Source organism: Amycolatopsis oliviviridis (assembly GCF_014654365.1).
GTDB lineage: Bacteria > Actinomycetota > Actinomycetes > Mycobacteriales > Pseudonocardiaceae > Amycolatopsis > Amycolatopsis oliviviridis.
On sequence record NZ_BNAY01000012.1, the window covers coordinates 230,988 to 246,971 of the forward strand.

The following is a 15,984-nucleotide window of genomic DNA, read 5'->3' on the forward strand; positions in this document are numbered from 1 at the left end:
GACGGGACTTCGCACCTATCCGGCGACGGTGTCCTCTCTCACTTCGGCGGCCACGCGAGCGGCGATCTTCGACGGCCTGGACGCGCCGGCGGAGAAGTACGTCAGCAGCTCCGAGATCTCGACGGGATCGTCCAGCTGCGGGCAGTGGCCCCAGTCCTCGCGCACCATCAGCCTGCTGTGCGGGACCAGTGCGTGCAGCTGCCGTCCGGAAGCGGCGCTGACCAGCTTGTCCTTGCCGCAGACGACCACCAGGAGCGGGACACGGACCTCTTCGAGCCGATACGCGTTCGCCAGCTCCTCGACGAGTTGCCTCGCCTGCTCGAGCCGGGTGGTGGTGGAGCGGTAGTCCGGGAACAGCGCCGTGAAGCGGCGCACCTGGTCGGCGTCCGCGGCGGCGGCGTCGGCGTACAGCAGCCGGGGAACGACCTGCTCGGCGACGGCGCGCACAAGGAAGCCGGGGATCGGCAGCGGCAGGGCCGAGTACATCCGCAGCGGCAGCGGATAGCGGGCCACGGTACGGATGAGCCAGCTGTCCACGAAACCGGGCGCGGCGATCGACACCACGCCCGCGACCGGCAGCCGGTGGTTCTCGGCGGCACGCAGGCTCATCGTGCCGCCGAGCGAGTTGCCGGCGAGCACCACCGTGCCGAGTACGGCCTGCTCCTTGATCACGGCCGCGGCGAAGGCGTCCAGCTGCGGGAGCATCGGGCCCGGCCGGAGTGGCTGAGCGTCACCGAACCCGGGCAGATCGACCGCGACCGCCGGGATACCGGCGGCCGCGAGCAGTTCCAGAACCGGGCGCCAGGTGTCGGCGCTGTCGCAGTAGCCGTGCAGCAGCACCAGCCTCGGTGCCGTCGGCTTGGCCTGTCCGCGCGCGGTGGCCCGCTTGCCGAGCACCCGCCGTGGCGTGCGGTCGACGGGTGCGGGTGGCTGCGGTCCGACTTCCAGCACTCTGGTGCGGACACCGGCATAGCGCCGGAAGGAGGCGCGGATCGGGTCGGCGTCGGTGGTGGTCCGGCCCCCCGGGTCCGCCGGTTCGGGCCGCTGCGATGCGGTCATGCTTCCAGGTTAACCGCGAGAGGTCGGATTTTGGTCGAACTTTGGTCGTGAGAATCTTGCTGAGTCATAACGTTCTTGACACTTGACAAGACGGCGAAATGACTGGTTGACCTGCGTGGAACGCGCGGACGTGCGCAAATGTGCGCGCTTGATCACGACTGCGGCAAGATCCGCACTCATCCGATCAATGCGCGAATACAACCTTTCCAGAGGTTTCCCCGTCGAGCATGTTCTTAAACCCGGTTTCGGCTTCCGAGAACGGCAATTCGGCGCCGATCTGCGGGCGGACCCCGGTGAGCTCGAGGTAGGCGAGGAGATCGGTCAGTTCGTCCCTGGTCCCCATGGTCGAACCCGCGATACGCAGTTGCAGAAAGAACACGCGCTGCAACTCCGCGTGAGCGTCCGGACCGCTGGTCGAGCCCGAAACGACGATGATCCCGCCCGGTTTGAGCGACTTCACCGAGTGGGACCAGGTCGCCTTCCCGACGGTTTCGAAGACCGCGTCGACCCGCTCCGGCAGCCGGGCCCCGGACTCAAAGGTCTGATGTGCGCCCAAATTCTCTGCCAGCGCACGCTTTTCTTCGCTACGCCCAGTCACCCAAACCCGGAATCCGGCCGCACGCCCGAGCTGCACGAGGGCGGTCGAGACGCCGCCGGAGGCGCCCTGGACGAGCATCGTCTGTCCGGGCCGCAGGCCGGACTTCACGAACAGCATCCGGTACGCGGTCAGCCAGGCCGTGCCCATGGTCGCGGCTTCGGCGAAGCTCAGGCTCGCCGGCTTCGGCACGACATTGCGCGCCGGGACCACGACCTGCTCGGCGAAGGTGCCCTGGTGCTTCTCGGTGAGCAGGGTGCGCTTCGGGTCGAGCGTGTCATCGCCCTGCCAGCCGGGGGCGTTGATCACCGAGTGGACGACGACCTCGGTGCCGTCGTCGAGGGTGCCCGCGCCGTCGCAGCCCAGGATCATCGGGAATTGCTCGGGTTTGATGCCGACCCCGCGCAGCGTCCACAGGTCGTGCATGTTGAGGCTGGCGGCCTTGATGTTGACCCGCACCCAGCCTTCGGGCACCTCGGGCTCGGGCCGCTCGCCGATCACGAGCGAGTCCAGCGGCTTTTCGGCGTTGGGTTCGGAAGCGTAAACGGCGAACATGTCAGCAACCTACATGGCCTGACCGGCGGAGGCAGTGGGTACGAGCGTAGGCTCACCACGTGTTCAACGGGCTTGCTGACTGGTGGGACGGCGTCGAGCTGTGGCTCGCGCAGGCCCCGTTTCCCGTGCAGTTCGTGCTGGTCATGGCGGTCGTGGTGCCGCTGTGCCTGGTCGCGGCCTGGCTGCTCGACGCGCTCTTCGGGAAGGTCGCCCGGCTCTTCGGCGCGGCCCGCGATGCGAACGACCCCGATCGCTCCTCCTAAGCTGGCGAACCATGTTCAACCGTAGGCGGATCACCGCCGCCCTGATCGGCCTGATCGTGCTGGTGCTCGCAGGCTGGTTCGTCAAGGACGGCATCAGCGGTGACGACACGAAGGGCGCTTCGGCTCCGGCGAGTTCGTCAGCTCAGGCCAAACCGTCGGGAGCGGCCAAGGGAAAGGTCGCCGGGGAGGATTCCGGTCTTCCGGTCAAACCCCTCACGGGACTGCCGTCGCAGGCGTCCGACACCTGGAAGCTCATCAAGGCGGGCGGTCCGTACCCGTATCCGCGCAATGACGACGTCACGTTCCAGAACCGGGAGAAGGTCCTGCCCGCCAAGGAATCCGGCTACTACCGGGAGTACACGGTCAAGACGCCGGGCAGCCCGGATCGCGGGGCCAGGCGGCTGGTGACCGGCACCGGCAAGGAGCTGTACTACACCGAAGACCACTACAAGTCCTTCGTCGTAGTGGACCCCAGCCGATGAGCGCGGGCAAGGACGCGGCGGACAAGGCGTTCGCCCGCGGTGCGCATCCGCATCTGATCGACGGTGCGCGGACGGCCGACAAGGCCTCGACGCTCGACGCGATCGCCGAGGCGCTGTCCTTCCCCGACTACTTCGGGAAGAACCTCGACGCGCTCTACGACTGCCTCACCGACCTGTCCTGGCTCCCGCCGGGTGAGCATGTGCTGATCTGGGCCGGTTCCTCGGTGCTCAAGGAGCACGACCCGAAGGCGTACCTGGCTGTCCGGAGCGTGCTTTCGGACGCACAGCGGGCGCTGGGCCCGTCCGGTGACCGGACGGACTCCCGGCGCCTCACCGTCGTCCTGCCTGATTAGACCTCGGGGACCCAGTTCGGCTTGCGCTTCTGCGCGAAAGCCGTGATGCCCTCCTGGCCCTCTTCGCTCGCGAAGAACCCGGCGGACAGCTTGTTCATGGCCTCGAAGCCTTCGACGGGTGTCGCCGGGCGAGGCTTGCTGAGCAGGTCCTTCGTCGCCGCGAGCGCTTTCGGCCCGCCGAGGGCGAGCGCCTTGACGTAGCGGGCGACCTCGCCGTCGAGCTCCTCGGCGGAGACGGACGAGTTCAGCAGGCCGATCTCGACGGCGCGTTTCGCGTCGAAGGTGTCGCCGGTCAGGAACAGCTCGTGCGCGGCACGGGCGTTGAGCCGCGGCAGCACGGTGAGCGAGATGACGGCGGGCACGACACCGATCCGCACCTCGGAGAAGGCGAAGGTCGCTTCGTGCACGGCGACGGCGATGTCGGTCGCGGCCACCATGCCGATGCCGCCCGCCCGCGCGGGTCCCGCCAGCTTCGCCACGACGGGCTTGGGACTGGTCCACAGCTGTTCGAGGATCTTCGGGAACTCGTTGACGCCCTGGTCGCCCGCGCCGGCGCCGCGGGCCTCCTTGAGGTCCATGCCCGCGCAGAACACCGGCCCGGTGTGAGTAAGCACGATGACCCGTACCGCGTCGTCGGCCTGCGCCTTGTCCAGTGACTCGCTCAGCTCACGCCGCAGCTGGGCGGAAAGCGCGTTGCGGTTGTGCGGGGAGTCCAAGGTGATCGTGGCGGTGCCGCCCACCACGTCGTAGTGCACCAGTTCGTCAGCCATGCCACACCTTCGCACAGCGCGGTGTGGCCGGGCAGTGGCCTGCGCCACCATGCTCCGATGGTGGCGCAGGCGCTGCTCAGCCGATCTTCGTCGTGGTGAAGGTCGGGCTCGGGTTGGGGAAGCAGGCAGTCGGCGCCGAGACGTCGAAGCCCGCGCTGACCACGGCGGTGAACGTCAGGCCCGGGTCGGCGTAGCTGGTGCCGCCCAGTTTCGTTTCGATGGTGCCGGACGAGCCCGCGGTGAGGTGCGCGGTCACGGTCGGCAGCTCGAACGTGGAGCCGCCCGCGATCGGGCCGGGGAAGCTCAGCGTCGCGACGTTGCCGGAGACCGTGATCTTCGGCGGGGTCGAGCCGATACCGGAGCCACCGGCGAGGTCGGCGCCGACCCAGGTCGAGTTCGCCGGGATCGGGATCTTCAGGGAGAAGTCCTTGATGTTCTTGACCTTGTACCCGCTCACCTCGGCCGGGACGGTGTTGGCGGCCGGGTCGATGACGACGTCGAGCGCGGCACCGGGCGCGACGGTGGCCGGCGCGGTGACGTCGGCGTCCTGGTTCAGCTTGAGGTACTTGTTGCCGACGAGCGGCGGCTTCGCCTCGCAGTCGAAAACGACGGTTGTCGCGGCCGAGGCCGGGGCGGCCGTACCGACCAGCGGGACGAGGACGGCCGAAGCGCAGACGAGGGCACGGATGGCAGCCTTCATGTTCCACCTACCAGGGGGTTCGATGGGGGAGAAAGGGAGCTGCGCAGCGTTTAGAGAGTTACCGGCAAGTTAAGTAACTCGTCAAGAAATCTCCGTTCCCATACGCGGGGCGTCACGGAACTGGGAACGGAACCCACCGAAAATCGGTATCAAGCGTCCAATGGGGACAAGGCTCTCTACTCAGGCGGCGAGCCGGGCGGCGGCGACGTCGTAGCGGTCCAGGACGAGCCCGGCGATCCGCGGATCCGGGCCCAGTGGCCCGGCGACGATCACCGACGGGTCGGCTTCGCGGGCCAGGCGCGCGATCCGGTCCGGCAGCAGGCCCGGTGCGAGGAACCAGCCCGCGACAGCGAGCCGCTGGGCGCCGTTGAGCCGCAGCCGCGCGATGGCGGCGGGCACGTCCGGCTGCGCGGCGCTGGCGAAAGCGGGTGTCGCGAGCAGTCCGCGACGCAGTTGCCAGCGGGTGGTGATCCCGGCGACCGCGTCGTTCGCCGCGACGTTCGACGAGCCGACACCGGCCAGCAGGACACCCAGGCCGGGATCGTCCAGGTCGGCGCCCGCCTCGGCGAGCCGGTCGAGCGCGACCGTCTCGATGAGCGGGTCGATGCCCAGCACTCCGGAAACCCGCACGTCGAGGCCGGGGCATTCCGCGGTCACCTCGGCGACGAGCGCGGGCAGGTCGACCCGGGCGTGGTAGGCGACGCCGAGCAGCAGCGGCACCACGACGACCTCGCGATGCCCCTCGGCGTACAGACCGCGCAAGGAATCGGTCAGCGACGGCTCCGAGAGGTCCAAAAAGGACTCGCGGATGTCGAGGTCCGGTGCCAGCCCGCGGGAGATGTCGAGCAGAGCCCGGATGGTCGACGCGGACCGCGGATCGCGGCTGCCGTGGGCGACGGCGACCAGTGGCGGAGTGAGGTGTGGGGTCATGCGAACCTTTCGCCGACGAGTCCGGCGGCGAGGGTGTCGCCGTCCTTCGGGTCGATGACCAGGAACGCGCCCGTCCGAGGGCTGACGCCGTAGTCGTCCACGCCGATCTCTTCGGCCAGCCTCAACGTCACCCTGCCGATGTCGTTGAGTTCCAAGGTAGCCGGATCGTCCACACTGGACAACGCTTGCTCGTCGAACCGGGCGTGGAGCTCGCCGACCATGGCCTGCACGGTCCGCGTGCCGTGCTTCACCAGCACCCGCGCGCCCGGTTTGAGCGCCTTGGCCGAGAGCCAGCACAGGGTCGCGGTGATCTCGTCGGTCACCGTCGGCTGCCGGTCGGCGGCGGCGATCAGGTCGCCCCGCGAGATGTCGAGATCGTCCGCGAGCAAGAGGGTCACCGAAGTGCCCGCGCCGGCCTCGGAGAGTGGCCCGTCGGCGGTGTCGATGCCCTTCACCCGGCTGCGGAGGCCTTGCGGGAGCACGACGATCTCGTCGCCCGGCCGGACGGTGCCCGCCGCGATCTGCCCCGCGTACCCGCGGTAGTCGGGGTGGTCGGCCGTGCGCGGCCGGATCACGTACTGCACCGGGAACCGGAACGCCGAATCGTGCGGATCCGGTGCCACGGGCACGGTTTCCAGATGTTCGAGCAGCGTCGGGCCGGAGTACCACGGGGTCTTGTCCGATTTTTCGGCCACGTTGTCGCCCACCAGCGCCGAAACCGGCACCGCGAGCACGGAACCCCGTTCGTAGCCCAGGGACGCGGCGTGCTCGGCGAACTCCTCGGCGATCACGGTGAACGTCGCCTCGTCGTAGCCGACGAGGTCGATCTTGTTCACCGCCAGCACCAGGTTCGGGACGCCCAGCAGGGCGAGCACCGCGGCGTGACGGCGGGTCTGCTCGATGACGCCCTTGCGCGCGTCGACCAGCAGCACGGCCAGTTGCGCGGTGGACGCCCCGGTCACCGTGTTCCGCGTGTACTGCACGTGGCCCGGGGTGTCCGCGAGGACGAAGCTGCGCTTCGGCGTCGCGAAATACCGGTATGCCACGTCGATCGTGATGCCCTGCTCGCGTTCCGAGCGCAGGCCGTCCACGAGCAGTGAAAGGTCCGGAGTGGACAGTCCTTTGTCGACACTGGCGCGGGTGACCGCGTCCAGCTGGTCGGCGAGGACGGACTTGGTGTCGTACAGGAGCCGCCCGACCAGGGTCGACTTCCCGTCGTCCACACTGCCCGCGGTCGCGAGCCTGAGGAGGCTGGACATCAGAAGTACCCTTCCCGCTTGCGGTCTTCCATCGCCGCCTCCGACATCCGGTCGTCGGCACGGGTGGCGCCGCGTTCGGTGAGCCGGGAGGCCGAGACCTCGGCGATGACCTCGTCCACCGTGGCGGCGGTCGATTCGATGGCGCCGGTGCACGAACCGTCGCCGACGGTCCGGTAGCGCACCGTCAGTTCCCGGACGACCTCGTCCGGCCGCGGCCCGCCCCACGGGCCCTCGGCCAGCCACATGCCGTCGCGCTGGTAGACCTCGCGCCGGTGCGCGTAGTAGATCGACGGCAGTTCGACCTTCTCCCGCGCGATGTAGTTCCAGACGTCCGCCTCGGTCCAGTTGGACAGCGGGAAGACGCGGACCTGCTCGCCGGGGCGGTGCCTGCCGTTGTAGAGATTCCACAGCTCTGGACGCTGACGTCGCGGCTCCCACTGGCCGAAAGCGTTGCGCAGGCTGAAGATCCGCTCCTTGGCGCGGGCGCGTTCCTCATCGCGCCGCCCGCCGCCGAAGACCGCGTCGAACTTGTTCTCGGCGATCGTGTCGAGCAGCGGAGTGGTCTGCAGCGGGTTGCGCATCCCGTCGGCGCGCTCTTCGAGCCTGCCGTCGTCGATCCAGTCCTGGACCTTCGCCACGACCAGCCGGAGCCCGTGCTGCTCGACCACGCGGTCGCGGAAGTCGATGACCTCGTCGAAGTTGTGCCCGGTGTCCACGTGCAGCAACGGGAACGGCACCGGCGCGGGCCAGAACGCCTTGATCGCCAGGTGCAGCAGGAGCGTCGAGTCCTTGCCGCCGGAGAACAGGATCACCGGCCGGTCGAACTCACCCGCCACCTCGCGGAAGATGTGGATGGCCTCGGATTCCAGCGCGGCCAGGTTGTCTTGGGCCGCATCTGTGGCCGGTTCGAGCGTGGTCATTTCGTCCCTTCTCACCCGTGCAGGCCGCATTCGGTCTTGCCCTGCCCGGCCCAGCGGCCGCTGCGCGGGTCCTGACCCGGAGCGACCTTGGCGGTGCACGGCGCGCAGCCGATCGACAGATAACCGATGGACACCAACGGGTTCTCGAGGATCCCGTGTTCGCTGATGTAGCCGTTGAACTCGTCGTCGGACCAGGGCGCGATCGGATTGATCTTCACCAGCCCGTTGCGGTCGTCCCAGGTGACGATCGGGGTGTTCGCGCGGGTCGGCGCGTCGACGCGGCGGACGCCGGTCACCCACGCCGAGTACTTCGCCAGGGTGTTCCGCAGCGGCACGACCTTGCGCAGGTGGCAGCACTGGTTCGGGTCACGCTCGTGCAGTTTCGGACCGTACTCGGCGTCCTGTTCGGCGACGCTCTGTTCGGCCTCGGCGTTGACGATCCGGACGCCGGGGTAGACCGCCTGCACCGCGTCACGGGTGCCGATGGTCTCCGGGAAGTGGTAGCCGGTCTGCAGGAACAGCACGTCGACGTCGGGTTTGACCTGGGTGGCCAGATCGATGAGGACGGCGTCCTGCATGTTCGACGCGACGATGAAGTCGTCGCCGAACGTGTCCGCGGTCCAGCGCAGGGCCTCGGCCGCGGTCGCCTCCGCGAGCTCCTTCGAGGCTCGTTCGGCGAGGGTCTTGTAGTCGGCAGTGGCGGTCATCCTGGTGACACCTCCGGAAAGGACAGTCCGAGGAACTTCACGGTGAAGACCCGGCGGCAGCCCGAGCACAGCCAGGAGCCGCCCTCTTCCGGCCGCAGGTCTTCATCGCCACAGAAAGGGCAGTAGTACGGCGTCGCCCGCTCGGTCATTGCAAAAGGCCTTCGTCGGCGCGCAGGACCCACTGGGGGAACCGTTCGCCGGGTTCGCGGCCGGCGACGTAGGCCCGCACGACCCGCTCGACGTACGCGGTCAGCTCCGACGCGGTCACCTTGTGGCCGCGCAGTTTCCGGCCGAATCCGGCGTCCAGGCCGAGGCCGCCGCCGAGATGCACCTGGAAGCCCTCGACTTGCTTGCCTTCGTCGTCGGTGACGATCTGGCCCTTGAGCCCGATGTCGGCGGTCTGGACGCGGGCGCAGGAGTTCGGGCAGCCGTTGAGGTGCACGGTCACCGGGTTCTCGATCTCGGCCTGGATGTCGGCGAGGCGTTTTTCCAGTTCGGTGACCAGTTCGATCGCGCGGGCCTTCGTCTCGACGATCGCGAGTTTGCAGAACTCCAGGCCGGTGCAGGCCATGATCCCGCGTCGCCACGGCGACGGCTCGGTCTGCAGGCCCAGGTCCGCCAGTTCGCCCTTCAGCCCGTCCACTTCGGCCTCGGGAACGTCGAGGACCACGAGTTTCTGGTGCGGGGTGAGGCGGACGCGGTTCGACCCGGCCCGCTCGGCGGCCTTGGCGACGGCCAGCAGGGTGGCCCCGGAGACGCGGCCCGCGACCGGCGCGGCGCCGACGTAGAACTTGCCGTCGACCTGCGGGTGCACGCCGACGTGGTCGATCTGGGCCGCGGGCACCTCGGGCGCGGGGCCGTCGGTCAGCTTGCGCTTGAGGTACTCGTCTTCCAGCACCTGGCGGAACTTCGCGGCACCCCAGTCCTTCACCAGGAACTTGATCCGGGCGCGGGCACGGAGCCGCCGGTAGCCGTAGTCGCGGAAGACGCTGATCACGCCTTCCCAGACGTCCGGGACCTCGTCGAGCGGGACCCAGGCGCCGAGGCGCTGGCCGATCATCGGGTTGGTGGACAGCCCGCCGCCGACCCAGAGGTCGAAGCCGGGGCCGTGTTCGGGGTGGTTCACGCCGACGAAGGCGATGTCGTTGATCTCATGCGCGACGTCCTGCTGTCCGGAGACCGCGGTCTTGAACTTGCGCGGCAGGTTCGAGTAGCGCGGGTCGCCGATGTAGCGGCGCTTGATCTCGTCGATCGCGGGCGTGCCGTCGATGATCTCGTCGGCGGAGATGCCGGCGACGGGGGAGCCGAGGATGACGCGCGGGCTGTCGCCGCACGCCTCCAACGTGGTCATCCCGGCCTTCTCCAGCTTCGCCCAGATCGTCGGGACGTCCTCGATCTGGATCCAGTGGTATTGGATGTTCTGCCGGTCGGTGATGTCGGCGGTGTCGCGCGCGTGGGTCTGCGAGATCTCGGCGAGCACGGCGAGCTGCTCGGTGGTCAGCGCGCCGCCGTCGAGCCGGACCCGCAGCATGAAGTAGCGGTCGTCGAGCTCCTCGGGTTCCAGCGTCGCGGTGCGGCCGCCGTCGATCCCCGGCTTGCGCTGGGTGTAGAGGCCGAACCAGCGGAACCGGCCGCGGAGGTCACCGGGGTCGATGGAATCGAACCCGCCGCGGGCGTAGATGTTCTCGATCCGCGCCCGGACGTTGAGCGGGTTGTCGTCCTTCTTGGACCGTTCGTTCGGGTTCAGCGGTTCGCGGTAACCCAGTGCCCACTGTCCCTCGCCCCGTTTCTGTTTGACCCGGGGCGTGCGGGCAGGGGTCTCGCGCGTGGGCGACGACATGGGAGTCCTCCGGCAGATCGTGGTGGTGGCGGGGAGTCAGCGGTTCGTCGCACAGAGCGCGCTCGCCACGCGACGGAGATCCACGTGGCGGCGTGCCACGAGGCTGATTCCGGCGCGGGTCATTCATTCAGCGTGCCACGCGCCCACTATGTGGTCTAGGCCGGTCCGAATACTGGGAACAAGGTCCGAATCCGGCTGTTTCCGCTGGTCAGGCACCTGTTCTGCAGGTCAAGCCCGGCTTCGCCGCCGCCACTGTGACGCAGAACGCGCACGGCTCAAGACGGCAGGACGCGGTCCACGAGGATGCGGATGACGTCTTCGTCGGCGACGTCCGCCAGTACCTCCGGCAGGGTGAGCCGTTCGACGGTGAGTCCGGTCAGCGCGAGGTACATCAGCAGCACCTCGGCGCGCCCGCCCGGCATCCCCGCCGCGACGTGCCAGTCGACACTCAGGTCGATGCCTTCGCGGATCGTCTTGGTCAGCTCGGCCGAAAGATCGGGGCGCCGGGTCGCTTCGAGCCGGAGTTCGAGCAAGGCGAGGTAGGGCTCGCGGTGACCGGTCAGCCGTCCCATGAGCTCGCCGAGCAGGACGCCGACCCGGTCGGGGGACGGCGTCTCGGCCTGCGGATTCGCCATGACGTCGGCCGGTGCCGACAGTCGTTCCTGTACGCGGACGCCGACCTCGCCGAGCAGCTGGTCCCGGTTGCGGAAGTAATTGGACGTCGTTCCCGGCGGGACGTCCGCCTGGACGTCCACGGCGCGGTAGGTGAGCCCGCGTGCGCCCTCGCGGGCGAGGACGGCGATGGCGGCGTCGGTGAGCGCGGTCCGGCGCTCCGGGTTCTGTCGCATCGGGACATTCTCCTTGCCTCGGTCAAACCACTGTGCTTATAGTACTACGCATCAAGTGGTTTGAGCTGGGAGGAAACACCAGATGCAACTCAACGGTTTCGGTGCCTGCGTGGTCGTCGAGGACATCGCCGAGACCACCGCCTGGTGGAAGCGGCACCTGCAGCTGACGGTGACGATCGAGCTGGACTGGTTCTCCAGCCTCAACGTCGGCGCGGAAGGCTATGAAATGAGCTTCGTAAAGCGCGGCCACAAGGCCACACCGGAGCCTTGGCGGGCGCAGGAGCCCGCCGGGTCGATGGTCGGGCTGATGGTCGCCGACGCGGCGGGCGAGTACGAACGCCTGCGCGGAGAGGGGGTCAAGATCGTGACGGAACTCGTGGACGAGGAGTTCGGCCAGCGGCACTTCTACATCGAAGACCTGAACGGCTTCCTGATCGACATCATCGAGCCGATCCCGCCGTCCGCGGAGTGGCTGGCCGCGAACGGGTTCGCCTAGTACCGCTTCGGGTGAGTGAGGCGGCGAGGGGCCGCTGTCGACGCTAGCTTCGGCCTCCGATCCACAGAGGACGGAGGAGTTGCGCATGCGCCGATGGGTGGTCGCCGCGATGGTGCTGGCGTCCCTGCTGATCCCGGGTACGGCTTCCGGGGCCCAGCAGGGGTGCAGGCTGGTTTCGCCCGAAGAGGGTGCGGTGCTGCACAAGGGCAGTTCGTACCGGTTCGAGGCGGTCGGCTGTTCGCCGAACGTCCGGGGGCATCTGTCCCACACGGTGCTGGTGGAGGTGGCCATGAGCCGTGACGCCGCGACGGACGACAACGGCGACTGGTCGCTCGACTACGTGGTCAACGACTACTCGATGAACCTGGAGACCCTCGTCTGGGTGCGGTTCGAGGACGGCACCCGCTCCACCTCGGTCAAGGTGTACGTCGCCGACAGATAGCGCGATCCGTGAAGGCCTCTTTCCCCGGGGAAGGAGGCCTTCACGGCGTGGGGGACACTGGGGTGTGCCCGCTCTGCTGCCCGAAACCACCACGCCCGTCGAGTCGGCGCTCCCCGAGAGCGCGCTGGAAGGGCTCGGCACCCGGCCGTTCGGCGTCTACGTGCACGTCCCCTTCTGCGCGACCCGCTGCGGCTACTGCGACTTCAACACCTACACCGCCGGAGAGCTGGACAGCGCCTCGTCGCCGCAGTCCTGGCTCGAAGGCCTCAAACGCGAGTTCGACCTCGCCGCGCGCGTGCTGGGGAAGCCGCCCGCGGTCGACACCGTCTTCGTCGGCGGAGGCACGCCGTCGCTCCTCGGCGCCGATGGGCTCCGAAGCGTCCTCGACGCCGTACGCGACACCTTCGGTCTCGCGCCGGACGCGGAGGTGACGACCGAGTCCAATCCGGAGTCCACCTCACCCGAGTTCTTCGCGGGCATCCGCGACGCCGGGTACAACCGGATCTCGCTCGGGATGCAGTCGGCCGCGCAGCACGTGCTGAAGATCCTCGACCGTGTGCACACCGCGGGCCGTCCGGTCGCGGCCGCCGAAGAAGCGCGCGCCGCCGGGTTCGAGCACGTCAACCTCGACGTCATCTACGGCACGCCGGGGGAGCGGATCGAAGACCTCCAGGCTTCGCTGGACGCGGTGCTCGCCGCCGGTGTGGACCACGTCTCGGCGTACGCGCTGATCGTCGAGGAGGGCACCGCGCTCGCCCGCCGCATCCGCCGCGGCGAACTGCCCGCGCCGGACGACGACGTGCTGGCCGCCGACTACGAGATGATCGACCGAGTCCTCGCTTCGGCGGGGCTGCGCTGGTACGAGGTGTCCAACTGGGCGACCTCTCGAGAGGCCCGCTGCCGGCACAACATCGGCTACTGGCGCGGCGGCGACTGGTGGGGCGCCGGACCCGGCGCGCACAGCCACGTCGGCGGCGTCCGCTGGTGGAATGTCAAGCATCCGGCACGGTACGCCGCCTCGCTCGCCGCCGGTGAGTCACCGGCCGCGGGCCGTGAACTGCTGACTGGGGAAGACCGGCATCTGGAGCGCGTGATGCTGGAACTCCGGCTGTCCGAAGGACTTCCGCTCGACGCCCTCGACGACGACGGCCGGGCCGAGGCCCGCGTCGCCGCCGCCGAGGGATTGCTGGATCAGTCCGCTTTGGACGGTCAGGGCCGCGCGGTGCTGACCGACCGGGGGCGGTTGCTGGCGGACGGGCTGGTGCGGCGGCTCACCTGAGCCCCAGGGCCCGGTCGACCCAGCGGCCGACCGGCAGCGCCACCACGATCGCCGCCAGTGCCAGGTGCACCAGCATGAACAGCACCGCGACCGGGACACTCGGCGGCCCGCCGAGGAACACGATCATGTGCGAGGCCCACTTCAGCTCGGTCGGTTTCGTCCCGGCGGACCAGACGTCGTTGAGCGCCCAGAACGTCAGGTCGTTCGCACCCGAGATCACCACCAGGATCGACGCGATCCCGGCCTTGAGCACGTTCGCCGTCCGGCCGCCGCCCAGCCGGTACGCCATCAGCCCGAACAGGACGATGAACGTCACGACGAGCAGCTCGAACTGATACACCGGCTGGAAGGCGTCCTCGTCGGTGGCGGCGTTCCTGGCGAACGCCTGGATCCGCATGACCAGCTCGGTGTCCAGATAGGACATGTAGACGAACACCGCGAGCACGATCAGCGCGGGACCCCAGCTGGTGCGCGGGAAGAGCGCCACCGTCGCGACCGCGAACACGAACGGGCACAGTTTGAACGCCCAGTCCACGACGTTGTCCAGTGTCTGGTCCGGCGGCAGCACCACCATGATCAGCAGCGCGGTCGCCACGGCCGGGACGGCGGCCACCAGCCACAGCCATTTGCGCCGCCGGTAGAGCGCGGGCACCCACCCGGCGGTGTCGGGCAGTGTGGCTGTCACAGGTCCTCCTTCTCGGCCCAGAACGGTCCGAGCGCCAGCGCGTCGACGTCGGTCTTCAGGTAACAGGCCACGGCGTCGGCCGGGCTGGCGACGATCGGCTCGTTGTTGTCGTTGAACGAGGTGTTGACCACCATCGGCACCCCGGTGAGCTTCTCGAACTCGCTGATCATCCGGTAGTACAGCGGGTTGTCCGCCTCGCTCACCGTCTGCACGCGGGCGGTCCCGTCGACGTGGGTGATGGCCGGGACCTCGTCACGTTTGTCCGGCAGGACGTCGAACACCAGCAGCATGACCGGCGACGGGTAGTCGCTGACGAACCAGTCGCCCGCGCGTTCCGCCAGGCACGACGGCGCGAACGGCCGGAACGCCTCGCGGTGCTTGACCTTCTCGTTCATCCGCGTCTTCGAATCGGGGTCGCGCGGGTCGGCCACCAGCGAGCGGTTGCCGAGCGCGCGCGGCCCGCATTCCATCCGGCCCTGCACCCAGCCGATGATCTTGCCTTCGGAGATCTTCTTCGCCGTGTGCGCGGCGATGTCGTCGACCTTGGCGTACCGGATCCCGGCGTCCTGCAGGGCCAGTTCCATCTCGGCTTCGGTGTAGTCCGGGCCGGTGTAGGTGTAGCCGTCGCGAGGACGCGGCTTGCCGTACTTCCCGACGGACACCTCCAGTGCCGAACCGATCGCGCAGCCGTCGTCGGCCGCGGCGGGCTGGGCGAAGAAGTCCTCGAACGGGGTCTCCAGCAGGATCCGCCCGTTCATCACACTGTTCAGCGCGACCCCGCCCGCGACGCACAGCCGCCGGGACCCGGTCTCCCGCTGCAGCCAGCGTGCCAGGTGCAGCCCGGCTTCCTCCAACGTGACCTGCAAGGCGTACGCGATGTCGCAGTAGTGCTGCGGCACCGGGTTCTCCGCGGTGACCCGGGTCTTGGGCCGCGCCGGGCCGAAGAGGTCGGTGAACTTCTTCGACATCACGTGCTTGCCGGTGCGGTGGTGGCCGAAGAAGCTCAGGTCCAGCTCGTATCCGCCGTCGTCGTCGAGATGGATCAGCTGCTTGAACGCGTCGACGTAGGTGTCGACGCCGAGTGGCGCCAGGCCCATGATCTTGCCTTCGTCGCGGGTCGGGTAGAAGCCGAGGTGGCCGGTGACGCCGGCGTACATCGCGCCGAGCGAGTGCGGGAACTTGATCCGCCGGATGTCGATGATCCGGTTTCCCTTGCCGTGCCCCAGATACGTCGCCGTCCCGTCACTGCCGATGCCGTCGAAGGTGAGCACCGCGGATTCTTCCCACGGCGAGATGAAATACCCGCTGGCGGCGTGCGCCTTGTGGTGGTCGACCAGATGCGTCTTGAACTTCGTCGGCCCGGTCCAGCCCACGGCCTCCTTCACGTCGCGTTCGAGGGTGAAGGACCGCTTGATGTGCGCGAGCACCGCACCGCCGACGTGATAGTCGTCGACGCCCTTGCCGCCACCGGTCTTGAACGTCTCCACCATGCCCGCCGAGGAGCCGCCCTCGTCGCCGTTCTGGTTGCGGAACACCTCCAGCGTCGCCGGGAAGTACTTCGCGAACACCTTCGCCGCGTGGACGCCCTCGCGCCAGCGCTGCCAGTAGTAGGCGACATGGTCGACGTCGGCGAGCGTGATCCCGCCGCGCTCCAGGCAGAACTTGATCGCCTCCGCGGGGAAGCCGCCGTCGTGCTTCACCCGGGTGAAGCGTTCCTCTTCGGCGAACGCGATGATCTCGCCGTCGCGCACGAGCGCGGCCGCCGAATCGTGGACCCTGCTGATACCCAGTACGTACATGT

At 68.8% G+C, this 15,984-nt stretch carries 20 protein-coding genes; 6 read left to right on the top strand and 14 right to left on the bottom strand.

What is annotated here, in order from left to right; genetic code table 11:
• Positions 1 to 15: 15 nt before the first annotated feature.
• Together IE302_RS38550 and IE302_RS38555 are read right to left on the bottom strand one after the other, a co-directional pair.
• Positions 16 to 1,059, bottom strand: a complete 1,044-nt coding sequence (locus IE302_RS38550) for an alpha/beta hydrolase (RefSeq protein ID WP_191259391.1) — start codon at positions 1,057 to 1,059, stop codon at positions 16 to 18.
• Positions 1,060 to 1,243: 184 nt separating this feature from the next.
• Positions 1,244 to 2,209: a zinc-binding dehydrogenase gene (locus IE302_RS38555; RefSeq protein ID WP_191259392.1), complete on the bottom strand. Its 966-nt coding sequence runs from the start codon at positions 2,207 to 2,209 to the stop codon at positions 1,244 to 1,246.
• A 59-nt stretch (positions 2,210 to 2,268) separates the two neighbouring features.
• Here IE302_RS38555 and IE302_RS38560 point away from each other — a divergent pair, with 59 nt between their 5' ends.
• The 3 genes from IE302_RS38560 to IE302_RS38570 are packed head-to-tail and all read left to right on the top strand — an operon-like array spanning position 2,269 to position 3,307.
• Entirely contained in the window at positions 2,269 to 2,472 is a 204-nt protein-coding gene (locus IE302_RS38560) for a hypothetical protein (RefSeq protein WP_191259393.1), read from the top strand.
• Between the two features lie 11 nt (positions 2,473 to 2,483).
• On the top strand, positions 2,484 to 2,954 hold the full coding sequence (locus tag IE302_RS38565; protein ID WP_191259394.1) for a guanyl-specific ribonuclease: 471 nt from the start codon (positions 2,484 to 2,486) through the stop codon (positions 2,952 to 2,954).
• The gene (locus IE302_RS38570; protein ID WP_191259395.1) at positions 2,951 to 3,307 is read left to right on the top strand and encodes a barstar family protein; all 357 of its coding nucleotides are present in this window, start codon (positions 2,951 to 2,953) and stop codon (positions 3,305 to 3,307) included. Before IE302_RS38565 ends, IE302_RS38570 begins: the two co-directional genes overlap by 4 nt.
• Here the strand turns inward: IE302_RS38570 and IE302_RS38575 are convergent.
• The 10 genes from IE302_RS38575 to IE302_RS38610 all read right to left on the bottom strand — a co-directional run bounded on the left by IE302_RS38575 (position 3,304) and on the right by IE302_RS38610 (position 11,281).
• The gene (locus IE302_RS38575; RefSeq protein ID WP_191259396.1) at positions 3,304 to 4,077 is read right to left on the bottom strand and encodes an enoyl-CoA hydratase-related protein; all 774 of its coding nucleotides are present in this window, start codon (positions 4,075 to 4,077) and stop codon (positions 3,304 to 3,306) included. The genes IE302_RS38570 and IE302_RS38575 overlap by 4 nt on opposite strands.
• 76 nt (positions 4,078 to 4,153) lie before the next feature.
• On the bottom strand, positions 4,154 to 4,777 hold the full coding sequence (locus IE302_RS38580; RefSeq protein WP_191259397.1) for a cyclase: 624 nt from the start codon (positions 4,775 to 4,777) through the stop codon (positions 4,154 to 4,156).
• Positions 4,778 to 4,957: 180 nt separating this feature from the next.
• Positions 4,958 to 5,707 (bottom strand): sirohydrochlorin chelatase, encoded by a 750-nt coding sequence (locus tag IE302_RS38585; protein ID WP_191259398.1) that lies wholly within the window; start codon positions 5,705 to 5,707, stop codon positions 4,958 to 4,960.
• The gene (locus IE302_RS38590; protein WP_191259399.1) at positions 5,704 to 6,966 is read right to left on the bottom strand and encodes a sulfate adenylyltransferase subunit 1; all 1,263 of its coding nucleotides are present in this window, start codon (positions 6,964 to 6,966) and stop codon (positions 5,704 to 5,706) included. The genes IE302_RS38585 and IE302_RS38590 overlap by 4 nt, the downstream gene beginning before the upstream one ends.
• On the bottom strand, positions 6,966 to 7,886 hold the full coding sequence (gene cysD / locus IE302_RS38595) for a sulfate adenylyltransferase subunit CysD (protein ID WP_016332422.1): 921 nt from the start codon (positions 7,884 to 7,886) through the stop codon (positions 6,966 to 6,968). Before cysD ends, IE302_RS38590 begins: the two co-directional genes overlap by 1 nt.
• Positions 7,887 to 7,897: 11 nt before the next feature.
• On the bottom strand, positions 7,898 to 8,593 hold the full coding sequence (locus IE302_RS38600; protein WP_191259400.1) for a phosphoadenylyl-sulfate reductase: 696 nt from the start codon (positions 8,591 to 8,593) through the stop codon (positions 7,898 to 7,900).
• Positions 8,590 to 8,742 carry an eL43 family ribosomal protein gene (locus tag IE302_RS42945; RefSeq protein ID WP_005158649.1) on the bottom strand — a complete coding sequence of 51 codons (153 nt, stop codon included), beginning with the start codon at positions 8,740 to 8,742 and terminating at the stop codon, positions 8,590 to 8,592. The genes IE302_RS38600 and IE302_RS42945 overlap by 4 nt, the downstream gene beginning before the upstream one ends.
• On the bottom strand, positions 8,739 to 10,433 hold the full coding sequence (locus tag IE302_RS38605) for a nitrite/sulfite reductase (RefSeq protein ID WP_191259401.1): 1,695 nt from the start codon (positions 10,431 to 10,433) through the stop codon (positions 8,739 to 8,741). The genes IE302_RS42945 and IE302_RS38605 overlap by 4 nt, the downstream gene beginning before the upstream one ends.
• Positions 10,434 to 10,469: 36 nt before the next feature.
• Positions 10,470 to 10,556: a putative leader peptide gene (locus IE302_RS43290; RefSeq protein ID WP_350573702.1), complete on the bottom strand. Its 87-nt coding sequence runs from the start codon at positions 10,554 to 10,556 to the stop codon at positions 10,470 to 10,472.
• 152 nt (positions 10,557 to 10,708) lie between these two features.
• A complete protein-coding gene (locus IE302_RS38610; RefSeq protein WP_191259402.1) occupies positions 10,709 to 11,281 on the bottom strand; it encodes a TetR/AcrR family transcriptional regulator in 573 nt (190 codons plus the stop codon).
• Between the two features lie 82 nt (positions 11,282 to 11,363).
• Here IE302_RS38610 and IE302_RS38615 point away from each other — a divergent pair, with 82 nt between their 5' ends.
• The 3 genes from IE302_RS38615 (at position 11,364) to hemW (ending at position 13,498) form a co-directional block, all read left to right on the top strand.
• A complete protein-coding gene (locus tag IE302_RS38615) occupies positions 11,364 to 11,777 on the top strand; it encodes a VOC family protein (protein WP_191259403.1) in 414 nt (137 codons plus the stop codon).
• Between the two features lie 85 nt (positions 11,778 to 11,862).
• Positions 11,863 to 12,219: a hypothetical protein gene (locus tag IE302_RS38620; protein ID WP_191259404.1), complete on the top strand. Its 357-nt coding sequence runs from the start codon at positions 11,863 to 11,865 to the stop codon at positions 12,217 to 12,219.
• A 64-nt stretch (positions 12,220 to 12,283) separates the two neighbouring features.
• Positions 12,284 to 13,498 carry a radical SAM family heme chaperone HemW gene (gene hemW / locus IE302_RS38625; RefSeq protein ID WP_191259405.1) on the top strand — a complete coding sequence of 405 codons (1,215 nt, stop codon included), beginning with the start codon at positions 12,284 to 12,286 and terminating at the stop codon, positions 13,496 to 13,498.
• Here the strand turns inward: hemW and IE302_RS38630 are convergent.
• Together IE302_RS38630 and IE302_RS38635 are read right to left on the bottom strand one after the other, a co-directional pair.
• Complete coding sequence (locus IE302_RS38630) at positions 13,491 to 14,183, bottom strand: hypothetical protein (protein ID WP_191259406.1); 693 nt, start codon at positions 14,181 to 14,183, stop codon at positions 13,491 to 13,493. The two genes, hemW and IE302_RS38630, sit on opposite strands and share 8 nt — an antisense overlap.
• Positions 14,180 to 15,982: a carbamoyltransferase family protein gene (locus tag IE302_RS38635; protein ID WP_191259407.1), complete on the bottom strand. Its 1,803-nt coding sequence runs from the start codon at positions 15,980 to 15,982 to the stop codon at positions 14,180 to 14,182. Before IE302_RS38635 ends, IE302_RS38630 begins: the two co-directional genes overlap by 4 nt.
• Between the last annotated feature and the right edge of the window lie 2 nt (positions 15,983 to 15,984).

Coding starts and splice junctions, on each gene's coding strand:
- IE302_RS38550 (WP_191259391.1), bottom strand. CDS start 1,059: ATGACCGCATCGCAGCGGCCCGAACCGGCGGACCCGGGGGGCCGGACC.
- IE302_RS38555 (WP_191259392.1), bottom strand. CDS start 2,209: ATGTTCGCCGTTTACGCTTCCGAACCCAACGCCGAAAAGCCGCTGGAC.
- IE302_RS38565 (WP_191259394.1), top strand. CDS start 2,484: ATGTTCAACCGTAGGCGGATCACCGCCGCCCTGATCGGCCTGATCGTG.
- IE302_RS38570 (WP_191259395.1), top strand. CDS start 2,951: ATGAGCGCGGGCAAGGACGCGGCGGACAAGGCGTTCGCCCGCGGTGCG.
- IE302_RS38575 (WP_191259396.1), bottom strand. CDS start 4,077: ATGGCTGACGAACTGGTGCACTACGACGTGGTGGGCGGCACCGCCACG.
- IE302_RS38580 (WP_191259397.1), bottom strand. CDS start 4,777: ATGAAGGCTGCCATCCGTGCCCTCGTCTGCGCTTCGGCCGTCCTCGTC.
- IE302_RS38585 (WP_191259398.1), bottom strand. CDS start 5,707: ATGACCCCACACCTCACTCCGCCACTGGTCGCCGTCGCCCACGGCAGC.
- IE302_RS38590 (WP_191259399.1), bottom strand. CDS start 6,966: ATGTCCAGCCTCCTCAGGCTCGCGACCGCGGGCAGTGTGGACGACGGG.
- cysD (WP_016332422.1), bottom strand. CDS start 7,886: ATGACCACGCTCGAACCGGCCACAGATGCGGCCCAAGACAACCTGGCC.
- IE302_RS38600 (WP_191259400.1), bottom strand. CDS start 8,593: ATGACCGCCACTGCCGACTACAAGACCCTCGCCGAACGAGCCTCGAAG.
- IE302_RS42945 (WP_005158649.1), bottom strand. CDS start 8,742: ATGACCGAGCGGGCGACGCCGTACTACTGCCCTTTCTGTGGCGATGAA.
- IE302_RS38605 (WP_191259401.1), bottom strand. CDS start 10,433: ATGTCGTCGCCCACGCGCGAGACCCCTGCCCGCACGCCCCGGGTCAAA.
- IE302_RS43290 (WP_350573702.1), bottom strand. CDS start 10,556: ATGACCCGCGCCGGAATCAGCCTCGTGGCACGCCGCCACGTGGATCTC.
- IE302_RS38610 (WP_191259402.1), bottom strand. CDS start 11,281: ATGCGACAGAACCCGGAGCGCCGGACCGCGCTCACCGACGCCGCCATC.
- IE302_RS38615 (WP_191259403.1), top strand. CDS start 11,364: ATGCAACTCAACGGTTTCGGTGCCTGCGTGGTCGTCGAGGACATCGCC.
- IE302_RS38620 (WP_191259404.1), top strand. CDS start 11,863: ATGCGCCGATGGGTGGTCGCCGCGATGGTGCTGGCGTCCCTGCTGATC.
- IE302_RS38635 (WP_191259407.1), bottom strand. CDS start 15,982: ATGTACGTACTGGGTATCAGCAGGGTCCACGATTCGGCGGCCGCGCTC.